This window comes from Corynebacterium efficiens YS-314, assembly GCF_000011305.1.
GTDB classification, from domain to species: Bacteria; Actinomycetota; Actinomycetes; order Mycobacteriales; family Mycobacteriaceae; genus Corynebacterium; species Corynebacterium efficiens.
Map to the genome: position 1 here is coordinate 2,093,002 of NC_004369.1, position 20,913 is coordinate 2,113,914.

General features: G+C 64.6%; 18 protein-coding genes and 1 pseudogene. 4 read left to right on the plus strand and 15 right to left on the minus strand.

Features of this window, described 5'->3' with window-relative positions:
• Positions 1-62 precede the first annotated feature (62 nt).
• On the minus strand, positions 63-1,406 hold the full coding sequence (gdhA, locus tag CE_RS09850; protein WP_006767980.1) for an NADP-specific glutamate dehydrogenase: 1,344 nt from the start codon (positions 1,404-1,406) through the stop codon (positions 63-65).
• A 525-nt stretch (positions 1,407-1,931) separates the two neighbouring features.
• Between gdhA and CE_RS09855 the strand changes: the two genes are divergently transcribed.
• Entirely contained in the window at positions 1,932-3,044 is a 1,113-nt protein-coding gene (locus CE_RS09855) for a glycerate kinase family protein (protein WP_006767981.1), read from the plus strand.
• On the opposite strand, the gene CE_RS09860 is transcribed toward CE_RS09855, so the two are convergent.
• A complete protein-coding gene (locus CE_RS09860; RefSeq protein ID WP_006767982.1) occupies positions 3,041-3,439 on the minus strand; it encodes a hypothetical protein in 399 nt (132 codons plus the stop codon). The two genes, CE_RS09855 and CE_RS09860, sit on opposite strands and share 4 nt — an antisense overlap.
• 30 nt (positions 3,440-3,469) lie before the next feature.
• On the opposite strand from CE_RS09860, the gene CE_RS09865 reads away from it, so the two are divergent.
• Both CE_RS09865 and CE_RS09870 read left to right on the plus strand, forming a co-directional pair.
• Positions 3,470-4,804 carry a DUF4921 family protein gene (locus CE_RS09865; RefSeq protein ID WP_006767983.1) on the plus strand — a complete coding sequence of 445 codons (1,335 nt, stop codon included), beginning with the start codon at positions 3,470-3,472 and terminating at the stop codon, positions 4,802-4,804.
• A 65-nt stretch (positions 4,805-4,869) separates the two neighbouring features.
• Entirely contained in the window at positions 4,870-6,147 is a 1,278-nt protein-coding gene (locus CE_RS09870) for an amidohydrolase (protein WP_006767984.1), read from the plus strand.
• A gap of 95 nt (positions 6,148-6,242) precedes the next feature.
• Here the strand turns inward: CE_RS09870 and CE_RS09875 are convergent, their stop codons facing one another.
• The 11 genes and pseudogenes from CE_RS09875 to hisH all read right to left on the minus strand — a co-directional run bounded on the left by CE_RS09875 (position 6,243) and on the right by hisH (position 17,922).
• A complete protein-coding gene (locus CE_RS09875) occupies positions 6,243-8,816 on the minus strand; it encodes a glycosyltransferase family 1 protein (RefSeq protein ID WP_035108845.1) in 2,574 nt (857 codons plus the stop codon).
• Between the two features lie 110 nt (positions 8,817-8,926).
• Positions 8,927-9,829 (minus strand): VOC family protein, encoded by a 903-nt coding sequence (locus CE_RS09880; protein ID WP_006767986.1) that lies wholly within the window; start codon positions 9,827-9,829, stop codon positions 8,927-8,929.
• A 178-nt stretch (positions 9,830-10,007) separates the two neighbouring features.
• Complete coding sequence (pyk, locus tag CE_RS09885; protein ID WP_006767987.1) at positions 10,008-11,432, minus strand: pyruvate kinase; 1,425 nt, start codon at positions 11,430-11,432, stop codon at positions 10,008-10,010.
• A 352-nt stretch (positions 11,433-11,784) separates the two neighbouring features.
• Positions 11,785-12,637: pseudogene (lgt, locus tag CE_RS09890) on the minus strand (prolipoprotein diacylglyceryl transferase); the annotation flags it as partial.
• 182 nt (positions 12,638-12,819) lie between these two features.
• Positions 12,820-13,605 carry an indole-3-glycerol-phosphate synthase gene (locus tag CE_RS09895; protein WP_006767989.1) on the minus strand — a complete coding sequence of 262 codons (786 nt, stop codon included), beginning with the start codon at positions 13,603-13,605 and terminating at the stop codon, positions 12,820-12,822.
• 91 nt (positions 13,606-13,696) lie between these two features.
• Complete coding sequence (locus CE_RS09900; protein WP_006767990.1) at positions 13,697-14,362, minus strand: TIGR02234 family membrane protein; 666 nt, start codon at positions 14,360-14,362, stop codon at positions 13,697-13,699.
• A 103-nt stretch (positions 14,363-14,465) separates the two neighbouring features.
• Positions 14,466-14,855 carry a phosphoribosyl-AMP cyclohydrolase gene (gene hisI / locus CE_RS09905; RefSeq protein WP_006767991.1) on the minus strand — a complete coding sequence of 130 codons (390 nt, stop codon included), beginning with the start codon at positions 14,853-14,855 and terminating at the stop codon, positions 14,466-14,468.
• Positions 14,852-15,628: an imidazole glycerol phosphate synthase subunit HisF gene (hisF, locus tag CE_RS09910; protein ID WP_006767992.1), complete on the minus strand. Its 777-nt coding sequence runs from the start codon at positions 15,626-15,628 to the stop codon at positions 14,852-14,854. Before hisF ends, hisI begins: the two co-directional genes overlap by 4 nt.
• A gap of 102 nt (positions 15,629-15,730) precedes the next feature.
• Complete coding sequence (locus CE_RS09915) at positions 15,731-16,522, minus strand: inositol monophosphatase family protein (RefSeq protein ID WP_006767993.1); 792 nt, start codon at positions 16,520-16,522, stop codon at positions 15,731-15,733.
• Between the two features lie 4 nt (positions 16,523-16,526).
• On the minus strand, positions 16,527-17,267 hold the full coding sequence (gene priA, locus CE_RS09920) for a bifunctional 1-(5-phosphoribosyl)-5-((5-phosphoribosylamino)methylideneamino)imidazole-4-carboxamide isomerase/phosphoribosylanthranilate isomerase PriA (protein WP_006767994.1): 741 nt from the start codon (positions 17,265-17,267) through the stop codon (positions 16,527-16,529).
• 19 nt (positions 17,268-17,286) lie between these two features.
• Positions 17,287-17,922 carry an imidazole glycerol phosphate synthase subunit HisH gene (gene hisH / locus CE_RS09925; protein WP_006767995.1) on the minus strand — a complete coding sequence of 212 codons (636 nt, stop codon included), beginning with the start codon at positions 17,920-17,922 and terminating at the stop codon, positions 17,287-17,289.
• Between the two features lie 120 nt (positions 17,923-18,042).
• On the opposite strand from hisH, the gene CE_RS09930 reads away from it, so the two are divergent.
• The gene (locus tag CE_RS09930; protein ID WP_011075705.1) at positions 18,043-19,227 is read left to right on the plus strand and encodes an MFS transporter; all 1,185 of its coding nucleotides are present in this window, start codon (positions 18,043-18,045) and stop codon (positions 19,225-19,227) included.
• Between the two features lie 39 nt (positions 19,228-19,266).
• Here the strand turns inward: CE_RS09930 and CE_RS09935 are convergent, their stop codons facing one another.
• On the minus strand, positions 19,267-20,640 hold the full coding sequence (locus CE_RS09935) for an MFS transporter (RefSeq protein WP_006767997.1): 1,374 nt from the start codon (positions 20,638-20,640) through the stop codon (positions 19,267-19,269).
• Between the two features lie 49 nt (positions 20,641-20,689).
• Entirely contained in the window at positions 20,690-20,908 is a 219-nt protein-coding gene (locus CE_RS09940; protein ID WP_231295019.1) for a hypothetical protein, read from the minus strand.
• Positions 20,909-20,913: the final 5 nt, after the last annotated feature.

Sequence of the window (20,913 nt, forward strand, 5' to 3'; positions counted from 1 at the left end):
TTCCGGGGTCAGGCGGTTGTCGGGCCGATGGCTGCGGCTACAGCGGGTTTTCTACCGTGGGTTTAGATGACACCCTGGGCGAGCATGGCGTCAGCGACCTTCTTGAATCCGGCGATGTTCGCACCGACCACGTAGTTCTTCTCGTGGCCGTACTCCTTGGCGGTATCGGCGCAGGACTTGAAGATGTTCTTCATGATGCGGTGGAGACGCTCATCGGTGTACTCGAAGCTCCAGGAATCACGGGAGGCGTTCTGCTGCATCTCCAGGGCGGAGGTGGCCACGCCACCGGCGTTGGCAGCCTTGCCCGGCCCGAAGAGAACACCACGCTCACGGAAGACGTCGATGGCCTCGGGGGTGGAGGGCATGTTGGCGCCCTCCGCCACGAAGCGGCAGCCGTTGTCCGCGAGGGTGCGGGCGTTGTCGCCGTCCAGTTCGTTCTGGGTGGCGCAGGGCAGCGCGATGTCGGCGGTCAGATCCCAGATGGAGCCGTCGGTGTGGTACTCCGCACCCTCCACCTCGTCGGCGTAGGAGGACACGCGTGCACGACGGACCTCCTTGATCTCACGCAGCTTGGCCACGTCAACACCGTTCGGGGTGGAGACCCAGCCGCTGGAGTCGGAGAAGCCGACCACAACCGCACCCAGTTCCTGCACCTTCTGGATGGCGTAGGTGGCCACGTTGCCGGAACCGGAGACGATGACCTTCTTGCCCTCGAGGGTCTCCCCTTCCGCCTTGATCATCTCCTGGACGAAGTAGACGGTGCCGAAGCCGGTGGCCTCGGTGCGGACCAGGGAACCACCCCAGGTCAGGCCCTTGCCGGTGAGCACACCGGACTCGTGCTGGTTGGCCAGACGGCGGTAGTGGCCGAAGAGGTAACCGATCTCGCGGCCACCGACTCCGATGTCACCGGCCGGGACATCCCGGTACTCGCCGATGTGGCGGTGCAGCTCGGTCATGAAGGACTGGCAGAAGCGCATGATCTCCAGCTCGGACTTGCCCTTCGGGTCGAAGTCGGAACCACCCTTGCCGCCACCGATCGGCAGACCGGTGAGGGAGTTCTTGAAGATCTGCTCGAAGCCGAGGAACTTGACGATGCCGAGGTTGACGGAGGGGTGGAAACGCAGACCACCCTTGTACGGGCCGAGTGCGGAGTTGAACTGGACACGGAAACCACGGTTGACGTGCACCTGACCGTTGTCATCCACCCAGGGCACACGGAAGATCAGCTGGCGTTCCGGTTCGCAGAGACGCTGGATCAGACCGTAGTCGGCGTAGTGCGGGTCCTTCTCCAGGACGATCTTCAGAGATTCGAGAACCTCCGCGACAGCCTGGTGGAACTCAGGTTCCCCGGCGTTGCGCTTCAGCAGCATGTCGTAGTAGTTGGAGACCTGCTCATCTACAGTCATGAATTCAACGTTCCCATCTCGGCACCGCGGGCAGGTGAATTTGCAATGAAATTTCAACTACACCGAGGGGCGCGGCTTGTTATACCTAACGGTTAATAGTTTTAAACCACGCGGGCCCTAAAGAGCAACTCTCGACCATGAGAGTTGACTCACAAGGGCCAGAGCGGCAGGCCAATGCTCACGTCCGATTATGTCAGTCCCATGACGATATGACCACAATGTGGAAAATTTCACACTTCCAGCCAGCGGGTTCACACCCCGAACCCTCCTCCTTGTGAAACGACTCCCGAGCTGACAGATCCCGCTCATCGAGATAAAACCGGTGCCCCCACTGGTATTAATACCACTGTCCCGCGAACGTCGCTGGGCCCGCCGGTTGCCGAACGCACACCCTCGGACGATAGAGTTTCTAGGACAACGCCCCTCTGCGCTGAGCCATCAGCGCGCCCAGCGCCACGAGCACCCCGGTGCCACCCTTCTCCCCCGGGGTGTCCTCCGGCACCCCATGCAAGCGAAAGGTCCCCCATGCCCTCCACCCCCACCATCATCATCGCGCCGGATTCCTACAAGGGCACCGCCACCGCCACCCAGGCGGCAACCTGGCTGGCCGAGGGCGTTCGGGAGATCCTGGCCGACGCGGAGATCACCCTGGCCCCCATGGCCGATGGCGGTGAGGGCACCGCGGAGATCTTCGGCGGGGAGGTCATCACCCTGCCCACCACCAACGCGGCGGGGCGACTCACCGAGGCCAGCTACATCTTCGATGAGGCCGCGGCCACCGCCTACATCGATGTCGCCGCCGCCTCGGGCCTGCCCGCGGTGGCGGACAACCCGGTGCCCACCACCGGTGACACCTACGGCACCGGTGTGCTCATCGCGGACGCGGTGACCCGGGGAGCCACCCGCATCACGCTGGGCCTGGGCGGTTCGGCCACCACCGACGGCGGCACCGGCATCCTCGTCGCACTCGGGGCGGTACCCCGCAACAAGGAGGGCTACGCCCTGCGCAAGGGTGGTGCGGACCTGGTCAACCTGGACAACATCGACACCGCGCTGCTCAACATCCCCGCGGCCGTGGCGGAATGGGTGCTGCTCACGGATGTCACCGCACCGGCCACCGGTCCGGACGGTGCGGCCCATGTCTTCGGGCCCCAGAAGGGTGCCACACCTGAGGAGGTGGAGCTTCTCGACGCTGGACTGTCCCACCTGTGCGACGTCCTCGACGTTGACGGCACCATCCCCGGCATGGGTGCGGCCGGCGGCATCGGGATCGGGCTGACCTGGTTGTCCACCCTCATGCACGGCACCACCGACCACATCCACATCCTGCCCGGCGCGCCCCTGATCGCCCGAGCCACCGGTGTGGAGGAGCTGATCCCCCGGGCGGATCTGGTCATCACCGGTGAGGGGCGTCTCGATGCCCAGTCCCACACCGGCAAGGTGGTGGGCACCCTCCATGCCCTGACCTCGGCGGCCGGTGTCCCCCTCGCGGTGGCCGCAGGTGAAATCGACGGGGAGGTCCCGGAGGGGATCATCCCCGTCGAATTGGAGAAGAGTAACGATGTGGCGGCCCAGCTGCGTGCCGCCGGCAGGCGGATCGCCGAGAGGTTCGCTGCGGGATCCGCCACGGACCACTAGCGGATGATCTCCACGCTCCACGGGTAGGTGGCAGGAACCTCATAGGCCAGTTCCTGCTCGAGCAGGAAGGCATCCTTGGGCAGTTCAGCCGGTGGGGTGAGCAGGCGGGCGAGGATCATGGTGATCTGGTTGACGGATCCCTTCACCCCGTCCACCTCGATGAGGTAGCGGTTGACGGAGGCATCCTCCAGGTCGTTGTCCTCGTGTTCATCACGGTAGGTCTGGCGCAGCTGCTCCTCCACCCCGTCGGCCACGGCCGGTTCCGGATCGTGGACCACGAGGGCGGAGCTGAGCAGCCCCTTGTCCCGCAGCAGGTCGGATACGGCGGTGAAACGTCCCGCGAGGTCGATGGAATCGGAGTCCGGGACAAGTACATCAAACTGGATCTTCGGCATGACAACACAGTAGCCAATAACCTGAATGGCATGAACAGTCCCTTCCGTATCCAACCCACCCCCATCCGCACCATGGCCGATGGCACCATCAAGCAGGTTCATCCCTTCACCGGCACGGAGGTGTGGACGGTGCCCGGACGGGGGAACCGGCCGCTGTCACGTCCCGCCCCGGACCCGGTGCCTCTGAGCCCGGAGGATCACACCTCCTACTGCGCCTTCTGCCCGGACAACCAGCTGTCCACTCCCCCGGAGAAGTCCCGGATGGTGCGTACCGGAAAGGGGGATTTCGAGGTCCTGGCCGGTGGGCTGCCCAGGGACCTGGACAAGACGGTCGCGGAATTCCGGCGGGTGCCCAACCTGTTTGAGATCGTCACCTATGAGTACTGGAACAAGAACTTCGGTTTCGAGATGGATCCCGAGACCGCCATGCGCATGGCCACCTACCTCGCCGACCCCGAGGGACGTCGACATGTTCTGTCGATCGTGCGCACGAGGATGAAGGCCGCCGGTGAGGATGGTTCCAGCCTGACGGAGGCGGAACTGCTGGAACGCGCCCCGAGTTATTTCTCCGGGGGCCACGATGTCATCATCGCCCGGCGCCATTTCACCGACGACGCCACCGACGACTCCCAGCTGGCCTCCTCCGGCACCCTGACCAGTGATGAGCACGCCGCCTTCATCCGGTTCACCCTCGACGGCATGCGTGATCTGTATGCCCGCAACCGGTATGCCCCCTATGTGGTGGCGTTCCAGAACTGGCTCAAACCCGCCGGTGCGTCCTTCGACCATCTGCACAAACAGCTCGTGGCCATCGACGAGCGCGGATACCAGAATGATGTGGAACTGGCGCAGCTGCGGCACAACCCCAACATGTACAACGAGTGGGGTGTGGATTACGCCGGGTACCACAACCTCATCATCGCGGAGAATGATCACGCCGTGGCCTTCGCCGGTTTTGGCCACCGCTACCCCACCCTGGAGATCTACTCCAGGTCCCCGGTGTCGGAGCCGTGGCTACAGTCCGGGGAGGAGGTCCGTGCCATGAGCGATCTCATCCACGCCTGTCACGCCGCCACCGGCCCCGATGTGCCCTGCAATGAGGAGTGGCACCACAAACCGGTGGATGTGGACATGCCGATGCCGTGGCGGGTCACGATCAAGTGGCGGGTGTCCACCCTGGCCGGTTTCGAGGGCGGCACCAAGATCTACCTCAACACCCTCTCACCCCAGAATGTCCGCGACCGGGTGGTCCGGGAACTGTACCGTCTGCGGGACGAGGGGTGGATCGACGAGGAGATGAGGATCGCCACGGAGTGTTCCGTGCAGCGCAACAGTCTGAGGTACAACCCGTTGCTGCAGCGGTGACAGGGATGCGTCGATAAGCACTGGCCGACCGCGTCTGGCGCGCGACCTGCCCTAGTATCGTATCCATGAGCCATATCTCCGATCTGCTGCGCAACCATGGTGTCGACCTGTCCTGGCAGGAGGGCCTCTACCAGGATCTCCACGAGCACCCGGAGCTGTCCGGTTTCGAATCCGAGACCTCGCGCACCATCCTCAGCCAGCTGGAACGCTTCGACTGCGAGGTCATCTCACCGGTCGGGGGGTACGGTGTCATCGCGATCTTCCGCAATGGTGACCATGAGAAGTACCCGGTCGCACTGATGCGCGCCGATTTCGACGGCCTGCCCGTCAAGGAGACCACCGGGGTGCCGTGGGCCTCGACGCGGATGCGTCCCCTCGACGGCACGAATGTTCCGGTCATGCACGCCTGTGGCCACGACATGCACACCACCGCGCTGCTGGGGGCCTGTGCGCTTCTCGACGAACGACGTGACGCCTGGCAGGGTACCTTCATCGCCCTGTTCCAACCCTCGGAGGAAAACGCCCGCGGGGCCAACGCGATGGTGTCCGACGGCCTGGCGCAGAAGATCCCCCGCCCCGATGTCTGTTTCTCCCAGCATGTGGTGCCGGGACCGGCCGGCGCGGTGATGAGCCGACCCGGTGCGGCCCTGGCGGCCTGCGACTCCATCAACATCCGCATCCGGGGGCGCAGCGCCCACGGATCGATGCCCCACAATTCCATCGATCCGACCTATGTGGCGGCGATGATCGTGGTGCGCCTGCAGGGCATCGTCGGCCGCGAGGTCTCCCCCGAGGAATTCGCGGTGATCTCCGTCGGTACCCTGAGCTCCGGTAATTCCAACAACACCATCCCCAGTGAGGCCCGACTGGTGCTCAACTGCCGGTTCTACAACGACAAGGTGAAGAAACGGGTCTACCGGGCCATTGAACGGGTGGTGAAGGGTGAGTGCATGGCGTCCGGAATCGAGCATGAACCGGTCATCGAGTACTTCGCCCACGGTGAACTCACCGACAATGACGTGGAGGTCTTCGCGAAGGTCCGCCCGGTCTTCGATGAGGTCTTCGGACCCCAGTCGGTGACCTCCGACAGGTGGACCGCATCGGAGGACTTCCCCAATATCCCACTGGCACTCAACAGCCCGTATCTGTACTGGACCATCGGTGCCACCCCCGCCGGTGACTGGGCGCGTGCCGTGGCCGCCGACCGGGTGGCCCAGGACATCCCCGCCAACCACATGGGTGATTTCCTGCCCGATTTTGTACCCACGGTGGCGTCGGCAACTACCGCGGCCGCCGCTGCGGTGTTGACCTACCTGGGTGTCCCCTCCCACCAGAAGTCCTAACCTCCCAGTACGCCACACGGCCCGCATCCCCGGGAAGCAGTTCAGGGGGATGCAGGCCGTGTGCTTGTCTGGCGCGCCTGGTGGCAGGCCCGTTATCAGGCCGGGTAGTAGGTGATCAGTCCGGTTTCAGCGGCGTTGACCAGCATGTCGTGGCAGGGCACCACGCGGGCGGTGTATCCGACGGTGCCGGGGAGGTCGCGGTGGATCGCCACGGTGTAGGTGGACTTGCCGGTCTTGTCCATGTCGTAGACAACCGGATCCACGATCTGCCCGTGGTCATCCTGGTCACCGATGATGGCCTGGACACGGATGTCCCCGTGCTCCAGTGAACCGGGATCGACATCCACGGTGATCAGGGTCTCCGTCTCGGTCTCCGCGTGGGCCTCTGCGCCGGGGGCGGTGTCAGCCACGCGGAGGTTGGACAGTGCCACCGTGGACCATTCGGACTTGACGGTCTCCAACCAGGCGGCGTAGGAACTGGCGTCCTCCGGCTTGGCGATGAGCATCGCCTGGTGCTGGGTCGGACGGTAGTAGTCGGTCGTGTAGTCCCGGACCATGCGGGTGGAGGTCACCATCGGTGACAGGGTGGTCCAGGACCTGCGGATCATCTCCAGCCAACCCTGCGGGATGCCGTTGTCATCACGGTCGTAGAACAGTGGGGCGACATCATTTTCCAGCAGGTCGTAGAGGGCCTGGGACTCGAGGTGGTCACGGTACTCGAAATCAGGGGTCTCCACGGTCGGGATGGTCCAACCGGTCTCCTCCTGGGGCATCTCATCCCACCAGCCGTCGGAGATCGACAGGGTGAGCCCACCGTTCATGACGGCCTTCATACCGGAGGTGCCGGAGGCCTCCTGCGGGCGCACCGGGTTGTTCAGCCAGACATCTGTGCCGGCGACAAGGTAGCTGGCCAGGTTGATGTCATAGTCAGGCAGGAACAGGAAGCGGTCACGCACACCGGCCTGGTCTGCGAACTGGACGATCTCCTGCATGAGCTTCTTGCCACCCATGTCATGCGGGTGGGCCTTGCCGGCGATGACGAACTGCACCGGACGCTCCTCGTTGAGGAGGATGGAACGCAGACGCTCCGGATTGCGCAGCATCAGCGTCAGTCGCTTGTAGGTGGACACGCGACGGGCGAAACCGATGGTCAGCACCTCCGGGTCCAGGACGCGACGGGTCCAGCCGAGCTGGGCCTCGGCGTGTCCACGGGTGGCCCAGGACTCGAAGGTGGCCGCGCGGGCGACCTCGACGAGATCGGCGCGCAGCTTGTTGCGGACCTCCCAGATCTTCTCATTGGGCACCGCATCCGGGTTGCTCCAGGTGTCGGCGACGGCGAGATCCGCCCCACCGGAGACACGCTCGATCAGTTCCAGCATCTCGGGCTTGACCCAGGTTGGGAGGTGGACACCGTTGGTGACATGGCCGATCGGAACCTCTGCGGGCTCATAGCCCGGGTAGAGACCGGCGAACATCTCACGGGAGACCTCACCGTGGAGCTTGGCCACACCGTTGGCGCGCTGGGAGGCACGCAGACCCATGTGTGCCATGTTGAAGAGGGAGGGGTCATCCTCCCGACCGAGTTCGATGGCCTTGTCCAGGGGGATACCGGGGCAGAGCTGCTGGTCCTCGGGCAGCCCGTCACCGAGGTAACGGCGCACCATGGACATGTCGAAACGGTCGATGCCCGCCGGGACCGGGGTGTGCGTGGTGAAGATGTTGGAGGCGCGGACCTGCTCGAAGGCGGCGGCGTAGTCCATGCCCTGCGCCATGCGCTGGCGGATGCGCTCGAGGGTGAGGAAGCCGGCATGTCCCTCGTTGAGGTGGGCGACGTCCGGACGTGGGATGCCCTTCTGCTCGCAGTAGGCGTCGACGGCGCGGATACCGCCGACGCCGAGGACGATCTCCTGCTTGATGCGGTGCTCGGAGTCACCACCGTAGAGACGGTCGGTGACAGAACGCATGTCCTCCGGGTTTTCATCGATATTGGTGTCGAGCAGCAGCAGCGGGACACGCCCGACGTTGGCGACCCACAGGGCGATGGTGATCTGACGGCCCTCGGGGAAGGCGACGGTGACCTTGAGCTGCTCACCCTTGTCATCGGTGACGGCGACAATGGGCAGGTTGGCGGGGTCGTGGTACTCGTACTTCTCCTGCTGCCAACCGTCGGCGGTCAGTGACTGGGTGAAGTAGCCATGAGTGTAGAGCAGACCGACACCGATCAGGGGGACACCGAGATCGGAGGCGGATTTCATGTGATCGCCGGCGAGGACTCCGAGACCACCCGAGTAGATCGGAAGGCTGGGGTGGATGCCGAACTCCATGGAGAAGTAGGCGGTGATGAGATTGTTGCTGCGATCAGATGTGGCGCAGGTCTTCTGGTACCACAGCGGGGCGGTCAGGTACTCGCTGAGGTTCTGGGATTCATTGTTGATGCGGCCGAGGTACCCGTCATCACCGGCGAGCTCACGCAGGCGGGAAGCGGGTGCCTGATGCAACATCTGCTTGGGGTCCTCCCCCAGCTTCGACCACAGTTCCGGATCGATGTCCCGGAACAGCTGCTTGGTTTCCTCACGCCACGACCAGCGCAGATTGTGCGCGAGCTGAACCAGCGGTTCGAGCTGGGTGGGGAGCTGATTGCTGAATTTGACTGTGCCTACTGATTTCACGCTCTCCAACCTAGCCTGAACCAGGTGACCCTGCCACCGGAATGGGAATCGGGTTCGGTGCCGAGCTCAGCACGGGGTCAGCAAAGCTGCGACCACCGGTGTGGTGATGCCTATCGACGCTCGAGCAGTTCCTCGGTGGTGACCCCCGGGAGGGACACGGTGACCGGGGTGCCCCACGGGTCGGTCATGGTCACCGAGGTTCCATTGTCGGAATGCTCCCAATCACCGAGACGGCTGACCAACATGTCCAGATCCTCCCGCTCGGGGACGAGGATGGACACCTCTGCGAGTCCGAGGGTGGCGGCCCGGGGCCCGGCCCCACCGGAATGCCAGGTGTTCATGGCCACATGGTGGTGGTATCCACCGGCCGAGGTGAACAGGGCACCGGGGATGGAGGTGGTGCGTTCGAAACCGATGCGGTCGATGTAGAAGGCGGCTGCCTGGTTGAGGTCACCTACCTGGAGGTGGACATGTCCGATGGTGGCAGGCTGGGACCTGTTGGATTCCAGCACCTTCTGGTTGAGGTGTTTCTGCAGGTAGGCGTTGGGATCCAGGTAGACGGTGTCCATGTCCACATCCCCACCGGTGTAGGTCCAGGCCTCGCGTGGCCGGTCCACGTACAGTTCGATGCCGTTGCCCTCGGGGTCGGTGAAGTAGAACGCCTCGGAGACCAGGTGATCGGAGGACCCGACGAAACTGGATCGGGGATCCCGGGCGGCGCGGTAGACGGTGGCGGCGAGAGCAGCGGGGGCCTCGAACAGGAAGGCCGTGTGGTAGAGACCCGCCTGCCCTGGATCCACACCCGGCAGGCCCGGGGTGGACACCAGTCGCATCAGGGGCAGGCCGTTGCGCCCCAGCACGCGGTGGACGTCCCTGCCCCGGGACTTCTCCTCAATGGGGTCCATGTCCAGGATGGTGGCGTAGTAGGAGGTCATGTTCTCCAGGTCACCGACGCGGAGGGTGACGGCGTCCATGTGGGTGGCGGTGTTGATGGTCTTCTCAGGGGTGGCCATGGGGTTCCTCACTTCAGATGGGGGTCGATCGGGGTGGTTGTGCTGTTGTGTTCAGTTATACGCCATATTTAGTTGATGTGTCAAGCATTTTGTTGTCATTGTCCCCAATCGTCCTCCCCACCGATACAAAAAGGGCGCCGACGGTGACCGTCAGCGCCCCTCCATCCGGGTTTCCCGCCTACTTGGGAATCCGGGTATCCTCACCCAGCAGGTGAACGTGGATCATGTTGGTGTTTCCCGTGACCCCCGGAGGGGAACCGGCGACGACCACCATCATGTCATCCTTCTGATACTCGTCCATGGCCAGCAGCGCACGGTCAACCTCACGCATCATGCCATCGGTGTCATCCACCTTCGGGCACAGGAAGGTCTGGGCACCCCAGGTGAGCGCCAGCTGGGAGCGGACGCTCGGATCAGGGGTGAAGACCAGCAGCGGCAGATGGGAGTGCAGACGGGCCAGACGCTTGGCGGTGTCCCCCGAGGTGGTGAAGGCGACCAGGGCGCGGGCATTGAGTCGCTCGGCGATGTCGCGGGCGGAATAGGAGATCACGCCACGCTTGGTGCGCGGAATGTGCGTGAGATCCGGAACCCGGCCGTCGGTCTCGGCGAAGCGGACGATACGGGACATCGTGCGGACCACATTGTGGGGATCCTTACCCACGGAGGTCTCACCGGAGAGCATGACGGCATCGGCACCATCGAGAACGGCGTTGGCCACATCGGAGGCCTCCGCACGGGTCGGACGGGAATTCTCAATCATCGAATCGAGCATCTGGGTGGCCACGATGACCGGCTTGGCGTTCTCCCGGGCGATCTGGATCGCCCGCTTCTGCACGAGCGGGACCTCCTCGAGCGGGACCTCCACGCCGAGGTCTCCACGGGCGACCATGATCGCGTCGAACGCCAGCACGATGGACTCGAGTGCTGCGACCGCCTCCGGCTTCTCCAGCTTGGCGATCACCGGGACGCGACGTCCCTCCTCATCCATGATGGCATGGACGAGTTCGACGTCCGCTGGGGAGCGGACGAAGGACAGGGCGATGAAGTCAACGCCGAGCTTCAGGGCGAAACGAAGATCCTTGATGTCTTTCTCGGATAGGGCTGGCACGGAGATGTCCATGCCGGGCAGGGAGACACCCTTGTTGTTGGAGACGGGGCCACCTTCGGTGACCTCACAGATGACATCGTTGCCCTCGACGGAGACGCAGACGAGGCCGACCTTGCCGTCATCGACCAGCAGACGGTCCCCCGGACGGGCATCCTTGGCCAGGTTCTTGTAGGTGGTGGAGACACGGTCATGGGTGCCTTCGACATCATCCACCGTGATGCGGACCGTCTCACCGGTCTCCCATACGGTTGAGCCCTCCTTGAACCGTCCGAGACGGATCTTGGGGCCCTGCAGGTCGGCGAGGATGCCGACCGCGCGACCGGTCTTGTCAGTGGCTTCACGGACCCACTTGTAGTTCTGTTCATGGTCGGGGTGATCGCCGTGCGAGAAGTTCAGGCGGGCCACATCCATGCCGTCCTGAACCAGTCGGAGGATCCCATCCGCGCTGGCGACCGCCGGACCGAGGGTGCATACAATCTTAGTTCGTCTTTCCACATCGACCAGCCTAACCCTTTGAGGGTGAGGCGGCGACAATGGCTGCGGGAAAGTAAGACCCCGTTCACCTGTCCCACACCCGGTTCCAACACCCCCGGACCATGACAGGATTCACCGATCCTGCCCGAACATAGCGTGATATGGCCACATTTTCAGAAGAAACGGACATTAGCAGAATTAGCTGATTGCCTTTCATCCAACACGACCCGCTCGGCGCGATAATCATCACACCTAGCGGGTCTGGCCTATTTCCGTTTCTTCCCGGTCGTTTCAGGGCTGTCCCCGGGCACCGTTCCGGTGGTGGCATCAAGCCCGGCTGTCTCCGTGTCATCGCGTTCAGCCTGCGCCGCATGATAGGCCGGGTCCACCTCAGCAGGGGCCTCCCGCCCCTTCCCCAGCCGGAGGAATACGATGACCGCCAGGATGAACACCACGGCGGAGACGAGGGTGTTGATGCGCATGCCGAACACCATGGTGGCCTCGTCGGTACGCATCTGCTCGATCCAGAACCTGCCGAGGGTATAGCCGGCGACGTACAGGGCGAACACCCTGCCATGGCCGAGACGGAAACGTCGATCCGCCCAGATCAACAGCCCGAAGATGAGCAGGTTCCACAGCATCTCATAGAGGAAGGTGGGATGGACGGTGGCGATGACCTCACCCGTGGAGACACCGGTCACCGGCGCGAAACGGCCATTCTCATCCACGCGGTAGTAGATCTCCAGCGCCCAGGGCACATCGGTCTCGGCCCCGTAGAGCTCCTGGTTGAACCAGTTGCCGAGACGTCCGATCGCCTGGGCGAGGATCACGCCCGGGGCGACGGCATCCGCAAACGGAGCAAGGGGAATCTTCTTGTAGCGGAAATAGGCCCACACCGCCAGGCCACCGAGGATCACCGCCCCCCAGATACCCAGGCCCCCGTTGGTAATCTTCAAGGCATCCACCGGGTCACAGGTCTCGCAGAAGTACTTCTGGTTGTCGGTGATCACGTGATAGATACGTCCGCCGATGATACCGGCGGGAACAGCCACGATCGCGGCATCCAGGACCACCTCCGGGTTGCCGCCCCGGGCGGCGTAACGTTTCCTGGTCAGCCAGATGGCCACGATGATGCCGGCGATGATGCACATCGCATAGGCGCGGATCGGGAGGGGTCCGAGGTACCACACTCCCTGGGGAGGGGATGGGATTGCTGCCAGTGTCATGACGTCCACAGGATTATTCAGAACCTAACCGCTTGGAAAGCGCAGAAGTGTCAACGGGGAATGACACTTAATGTAGCAACAACCCCACCCCGGGGTCCGGGTTGCGTCGACAAGCGTGGACACGCGGCGGCGAGCGTCGACAAGCGTGGACGGCGACCCCACCCGGCACCGGTCGATACCGCCTACCGCGATGGGCAGGCCGGATGCATGCCTGCCGAGATCAGCGACCGGGTTGAGGCGAGGGGGGTGTGGGGCACGTAGATAGCATCGGCGGACTGCCGGGCGAAGGCCATGAGTTCCTTCGGTGTCCAACACCCGCCGAGGACGATGCGGGCGGTTTCCTGCGGGAGCTGGGAACAGACCCCGGCGAAGGCCTCCGGGAGTGTTTTCGGCCCCTGGTAACCGGTGATATCGATGGCCACCACGGAAGCCCCCACCTCAGCGGCGCGGGCGGCCTCCGCCGGGTTGCGCACCTCCACCAGCGCGGTCATACCCAGGGATTCCGTGCGGTCGAGCAGGGCGGCCAGTTTGTGCGGATCCATGGTCCAGACCGCCAGCGCCAGGGCATCCGCACCGAGGACGCGGGCCTCATGGATCTGATAGGGGTCGACGATGAGATCATCGAGAAGCAGCGGGAGATTGACAGCAGCCTTGATATCCCTGATGTCCTGCGCCGCGATCTCGAACCGTCCCCTGCGGACCATATAGCTGAGCGCGGCGGCCCCACACTCCTCCAGGCGGGTGGCGAAATCAACGGGGTCCTTGTGATCCGACCAGTCTGATGCGAAACGATCGAATCCGGCCACCAGGTTGCAACCGGAACCCAGGAATACCGAACGGACATCAAGCGCCGCCGGCAGACCGGGTGAACGTGACTGATCCTTGACGTCCTGGAACGTCACCCGTGCTTCCCGTGTCGCGACCTCGGCTGCAACATCCTGGAGAATACGGTTTTCCACCGTTACCATGCTTGCCCTCCTCCGTGCTGTGCAGAAACAACGTTAGTCCGCACACGGTGGAGTAGAAAAATCAGACCAGCTTGTCAACCCCCGACCACTATCATTGACCTGTGATTTTGCCCCTACCCCCGCCGGTGTCGGTTGGGTCAATATCCTCATCGAGTGCGTCCCACATCACACGACCGGAATCCGGTGCCTGCTCAAGGTCGGTGTGGATCTTATCCGCCCGTGCCTGGCGCCGTTCGAACCTGCTCGCCTGAACACCGTCGGCACCGGGCCGCATGGCCAGCAGCACACCCCCGAACAGGGCTAGCGCGCAGCCGAGGAGCGCCACAACCGCCGCCGCCGGGTGCGTGGAGAGGTCGGTGATCTCCGCCCATTCCGACAGCAGGGTGCCCTCGCTGGCCCGCTGGCTGGCCACACCTGAGGTGAGCAGGGACCGTGCCCGTTCCGCATCCTCCGCGGTGGCCTCCCCCGTGAGCAGGGACAGCGGGGAGAGGCTCGCACCCACGGCGAGTACTGCGGCAAGCCCACCGACGATCCTGCGCCCCGTCCGGCGCAGCACGAGCCCGGCGACACAGGCGGCGGCCAGCGCCAGGGCCAGCGCCATGATCTCCGTCGACCAGGTGGCACCCACCAGCGACTGGGTGGTGGCACCGGATTTGTCGTCGAAGGCCTCAACAGTGATCCAGGTCATGCGTGAGCTGATCCAGACCACCAGAGCCCCCGCACCGATCAACAGGGCTGACAGCACGTGGCGTTTCATCGTGTTTCCTTCTGGTTGTGGCTAATCGGGGGCTGGTTCGCCGGCCGGGGTCACTGGCCGGGGTCGTCCGTCGGGGTCGTCGGCCGGGATGCTTATCGACGCACTACTGTCCCGGCCCCAGCAGCGGATCCGCATCAAAGCAGGTGCGGGCGCCGGTGTGGCAGGCTCCACCGGTCTGGTGGACGGTGACCAGGACGGTGTCGCCGTCGCAGTCGAGGGCGACATCGGTGACCTCCTGGACATTGCCGGAGGTCAGTCCCTTGATCCAGTATTCATCCCTGGAGCGGGAATAGTAGGTACCGCGGCGGGTGGCCAGGGTGTAGGCCAGGGCATGGGTGTCCATCCAGGCCATCATGAGCACCTCACGGGTGTCCACCGCCTGGACCACCGCCGGGATGAGACCGGCATCATTGAGCTTCAGACGGGCGGCGATGACCGGGTCGAGGGTGAACTCCGCCGGGTTGTCGCTGATCGGTGTGGGATCGTGGCTCACCGGCGGACCTCGAAACCGGCCTTCTCGATGGCGTCCTTGACCTCGGTGATGGTGACCTCACCGAAGTGGAAGATGGTGGCGGCCAGGACGGCATTGGCACCGGCGCGGACCGCGGGTGGGAAATGCTCGGCGGTGCCGGCACCACCGGAGGCGATCACCGGGATCGACACCGCGGCGCGGACCTTCTCCAGCAGCTCCAGGTCGAATCCGTTCTTGGTGCCGTCACCATCCATGGAGTTCAGGAGGATCTCGCCGACGCCGAGCTTCTCCCCCGTGATCGCCCATTCCACGGCATCCAGGCCCGCGGAGCGGGTGCCACCGTGGGTGGTGACCTCGAAGCCGGAGGGCTGCGGTGCCTCCCCGGCGGGTACACGACGGGCGTCGACGGACAGGACGATGCACTGTGCACCGAAACGCTGGGACAGCTCCGACAGCAGCTCCGGGCGGGCGATCGCGGAGGTGTTCACACTGACCTTGTCCGCACCGGCGCGCAGCAGCTGGTCCACATCCTCCACGCTGCGCACACCACCACCGACGGTGAGTGGGATGAAGATCTGCTCGGCGGTGCGACGCACTACATCGAGCATGGTTCCACGCCCATCCTTCGAGGCGGAGACATCCAGGAAGGTCAGTTCATCCGCGCCCTCCTCGCCGTACCGCTTGGCCAGTTCCACCGGATCACCGGCATCGCGGAGGTTCTCAAAGTTGACGCCCTTGACCACCCGGCCGTTGTCCACGTCCAGGCAGGGGATCACCCTGATTGCCACACCCATGTCATTGCTCTTTTCTCATTAGTTTTTCTCGCCAGGTTTGTCCTTGGGTTCCCCACCGAGGGGTGCCCCCGGTCGATCCGGGATGATCTCCGCGAACCGGGCTCACCATCCGTGTTCGGTGCGAACCTTGTCAATCTTATCTATCAACACCGCATGGGCCTTCGCTGTTCCCGCGATGACCCCCTTGCCGGGTGCCCACTCATTGCCCTCGGTGTCGGTGACCACTCCCCCGGCGGCACGCACCAGCATCACACCGGCGGCGTTGTCCCACACATGCGGGCTGAAGGAGACGCAGGTGCCGAAGATCCCCTCAGCGGTGAACGCGAGATCCACCCCGATGGAGCCGGTGATCCTGGGTCGCAGGTAGGACTCCGCGAGTTCCGAGAGCAGATCACGGCGCATCTCCATGGGGAACCGGGTGTTTTTCGGGGTGGCCATGGAACTGAACCCGACGTGGGCGACCAGGGGGGATTTCTCCTCCAGGGGCGGTACCGGCTGACCGTTGATCATGAGCGGGGAACCGGCGTAGGCGGTCAGTCGCTTGCCCAGCATCGGCAGGGAGGTGATCCCCAGGACGGGCTGATCATCATCGAGCAGGGACACCAGGATCGCGGACATCGGGTTGCTGGCGGCGTAGTTGGCGGTGCCGTCGATGGGGTCGATCACCCACCTGGTGCCGGATTCCACGCCACCCTCCTCCTCACCCACCACCGGGATGCCGGTGAGGGTGCCCAGCATCGAACGGATATGGGATTCGATGGCGAAGTCCACCTCAGTGGCGAAATCCCCGGCGGATTTCATCGTCGAGGGTGCGGAACCGAAACCGTCGATGAAGATGTTCTCGGCATCATCCACCACGGCCTCGGCGATGGCGAGCAGCTCTCGGGTGTCCACGGGATCAGCCGAGCTTTTCGACGGCTTCCAACGCCTCCGCCAGCGTGAACCGGTGCTCGTAGAGTGCCTTGCCGATGATGACGGAATCAATGCCCTCATCCTGGTACTTCGCCAGCCCCAGGACATCCTCCAGCGTGGAGATACCACCGGAGGCGACGATCGGTGCGTCGGTGGCCGCGGCGACATCGCGCAGCAGATCCACATTCGGGCCCGTCAGGGTGCCGTCCTTGGACACATCGGTGACCACGAACCGTGAACAACCCTGGGAGTCCAGGCGCTCGAGCACCTCCCACAGGTCACCCCCGTCGGAGACCCAGCCGTTGCCCTTGGTGCGCCATTCACCATTTTCGAGGCGGACCGCGATATCCACGGCGATCTTCTCCCCGTGGCGCCTGATCACATCGGCGATCCACTCGGGCTTCTCCAGGGCGGCGGTGCCGATGTTGACGCGGGTGGCACCGGTGGCCAGTGCACGCTCCAGGGAGGCATCATCACGGATTCCACCGGTTAATTCCACCTTGATATCCAGCTGGCGCGTGATCTCCGCCATGAGCTCGTGGTTGGAGCCACGGTTGAAGGCGGCATCCAGATCCACGAAGTGCAGCCACTCCGCCCCCTGTTCCTGCCACCGCAGCGCGGATTCCAGCGGGGTGCCGTAGGACTTCTCAGTCCCGGCCTCACCCTGGTCAAGTCGGACAGCCTGGCCGTTGACAACATCAACAGCGGGAAGAATCGTGAAGGTCATGGTCTGTAGATCCTAACTGTTAGATGTGGTTGATCCAGTTGCGCAGCAGCTGCGCGCCCGCGTCCCCGGATTTCTCCGGGTGGAACTGGGTGGCCCACAGCGCACCGTTTTCCACGGCGGCGACGAACCGGTCATTTTCGTGCACGGCCCAGGTGACCAGCGGCGGGGTGGTCAGGTCATCGGTGACCAGGGTCCAGTCACGGACACCGTAGGTGTGGACGAAGTAGTACCGTTCATCCTCACTCAACCCGGCGAACATCTCACTACCGGGTTGTTTCTCCACGGTGTTCCACCCCATGTGCGGGAGGATACGGGCCTGCAGGCGTTCCACCCGGCCGGACCACTCACCGCAACCCCGTGTCTGGATACCGTGTTCGATGCCCTCGTCGAAGAGGATCTGCATGCCCACGCAGATACCCATGACCGGACGCCCACCCGCCAGGCGGGTGCCGATGATGCGATGGCCGAAGACCCCCCGCAGCCCCTTCATGCAGGCATCGAAGGCCCCGACACCGGGGACGAGGAGCCCATCGGCGTTGGTGCAGATATCGGGGTCACTGGTCACGATGACCTCCGCACCGACGTGCTCGAGCGCACGCTGGGCGGAGCGGAGGTTGCCTGATCCATAGTCGAGTAGAGCGACGGTTTTGGTCATGCGAATAGTCTAGGACATGCACTTTCGCAGACTATAACCGCAACCTACTTTATTTCTGTGGGTGGTGGAGGCAACCGGGATGGGGGTCCGAGGCCCACCCGCTGGCGGTAGCCTGGCCGCATGCCCGCCTTCCCTCTCCGCAGACCCACCGGTGTTGCACTGATGTTCGCCACCAACGGGGCGGCCTTCGCCTCGATCCTGCCCTGGTATCCGACCTTCAAGGTGCAGTGGGGGCTCTCCGATGCCGCATTCGGGATCATTGTCGCGTGTTTTGCCGCGGGGTCACTGCTGTCCACGGTGTTACCCAGCCTGGCGGTCACGCGTTTCGGCCCCCGTAGGGTCGTGGTGTGGGGCACCCTCCTGCTGTGTCTGTTGGTCGCCGCCGTGGGGTGGTCCCCCTCAGGTCTTGTGCTGGCGGCGCTGCTCCTGCTCATCGGTGTCACCGATGCCATCATCGATGTCTCCCAGAACGTCGCGGCTGTCCGCGTGCAGGACAGTCTCGGGATCTCGATCATGTCCTCGGTCCATGCCTGCTGGAGCCTGGGTGCCGTATTCGGCGGGGTGGTGGGCACCGCCGCCGCCTCCGCCGGGGTCGATGTACGTGTCCACCTGGCGACGGTCATGACCGGGGTCGCCCTGCTGGTGGTACTTGCCACGTGGTTGACCGGTCCCGTGGGGCGGGGGGCGGATCCCGCGCCTGATCCGGGCTCCGGCACCAACCCCGCCGGGTCTCGTGGCCCGGGGCTGGGGCGGGTGCTGGTGGTGGCCCTGCCGGTGGCCATCGTGGCCACCTCCGGCACGGTGGTCGAGGATGTGGCCAACAACTGGGCCGGGTTGGCCTCGGTGGAACTGGCGGGGGTGGCGGTGGGGACCGCCGGGGTGGCCTTCACGGTGGTGCTGGCGGCACAGACCCTCGGCCGGTTCACCGGCGACTGGTTCATCCAGCGTTTCGGGCGGGTCGCCACAGCCCGCGCCGGGGGTGTGCTCATCGCCCTCGGTGGTGTCGTGGTGGTGTCCTCCTCCACCCCGCTGCCGCTCTACACCGGCCTGGCGTTGTTGGGCCTGGGGTGCGCCACCCTGGTGCCCAGTGCCTTCGCGGCCGCCGCCCGACTGCCGGGTCTCAGCGAGGGGGCCGGGGTGACGGTGGTCAGCTGGCTGATGCGGCTGGGGTTCCTGGCCACCAGCCCGGTCATCGGGCTGATCTCCTCGGCCACGGGCCTGCGGTGGGCCCTCGGGCTGCTCATCGCGGTGGGTCTCCTCGTGGTCATCAGCGCAGCGGCGCTGCGTACATCACCGCGTACCTGACAACGGGAGCTTGTCGACGCCCCAACGCCCCACTCCCGACTACGTCCCGGGGGTGTCCTGCTCCGGATCCTTCCAACCGGGTTTCTCCGTGGGGCGGGTCAGCAGGTCGTCGACAGGCACCGGCCGGGTGGCCACCCGGCCCCGGACCGAGCGGACGGTCTGCACGGCACGGCGGGCGACGGGGATCTGGCGCAGTCGGGCGCGGGTGTTGTTGTATTCGGTGAGACGGTGTCTGCCCACGAGACGGTCGGCGCCGGTGAGCAGGATACCGACCGCGATCACCGCGGCCCCCGCGGCGAAGGCACCCTGGTAGGCGAACGCCGCAGCAACCAGGCCGAGGAAGAAACTGCCCAGCCCGGTGCCCGCGTCATAGGAGATATTCCACACGGCGGAGGCCTCGGAGACACGGGACCGGGGCAGCCGGAAGAACATCGACAGCAGGGCCTCGTTCTGCACCATGCCGAAACCACCACCGAACAGCGCCGCGCCCAGCACCAGCAGCCACACCGACCACCCCTGGTGGATGGTCAGGGCGATGACGCCGACCCCGAGCAGCGCGAGCGCCTGCGCGGGGATCATGGTGGCACCCGGTACACCCCGGCGATCGGCGATGACACCGGCGAGGTAGCGGAACACCATCGCGGCACCACCGGTCAGGGAGAGGATCAGACCACTGAAGACCGCCCCGAGGACCGGATCTACCTGGATCACCGCGGCGGGGAGGAAGGAGGACACGGCACCGAAACTCATCGAGATGGTGGCCACCGCCAGAGCCGGGATGAGCACGAGCTTCCAGGCGGGCACCGGCGGAGCCTTGGTCTCCTCGGGGTAGTCATATTTACTGGGTTGTTGTTTCGGTGCCGCCTTGATCGCCGGGATACGTAGACACATCACGGCCGCCACCAGGGCGATGACCGCGCCGAGGATATAGACATAGTCGAAACCCCACCGGTCCCCGATGGCCAGGCCCACCGGCAGGAAGATCATCTGGGACAGGCCGATGAACACCCCCAGCATGCCGGAGGCCTTACCCAGGAAGCGCACGGGTACCAGCTCCGCCACGAGCGCGGATTCAGCCACGGTGAGCGCACCGAAACCGATGCCGCGTAACGCGGAGACCACCAGGACCGGCAGGGGCTCCATGCCGATGATGTAACCGATGGCGGGAACACCCAGCATGAAGGCGGAGAACACCATCACCGGGTTGTACCCGATCCTGCGCAGGGCCATCGGTGTGAAGATCTGGGTGAGCACCGTGGCGGCCATGAACACACCCGTGGTGGCGCCGGCGAGTGCACTGGATCCACCGTCGTTGATCACCGCCAGGGGAACAACCGGCAGCAGGAGGGAGAAACTGCCGAAGGCGGCGGCGACCGCCACGAGCACCGCCAGAAAACCAGGGCTCTTCCACATGCTGGGTAGCTGTTCGATCTCAGCGCGTGTCAGTGTCCTGGTCTCCAAATTAAGTCATCTCTCCAATCGTCCACAGGATGCCGGCCACCGCGGCGATGATACCGATCGCCCCGGCGACGAACATGCCTATCTTGTTCTCAGCCTTATATGCGGACCACGCACCCCCGATGAACAGACCCGCGATGATGAACAGACCGTAGATCATCCACCGGTTGCCGGCATCCGGCTGGGTGGTCGTTGACGCAAGGACAGTATCAGAAAAATCCATAAGGC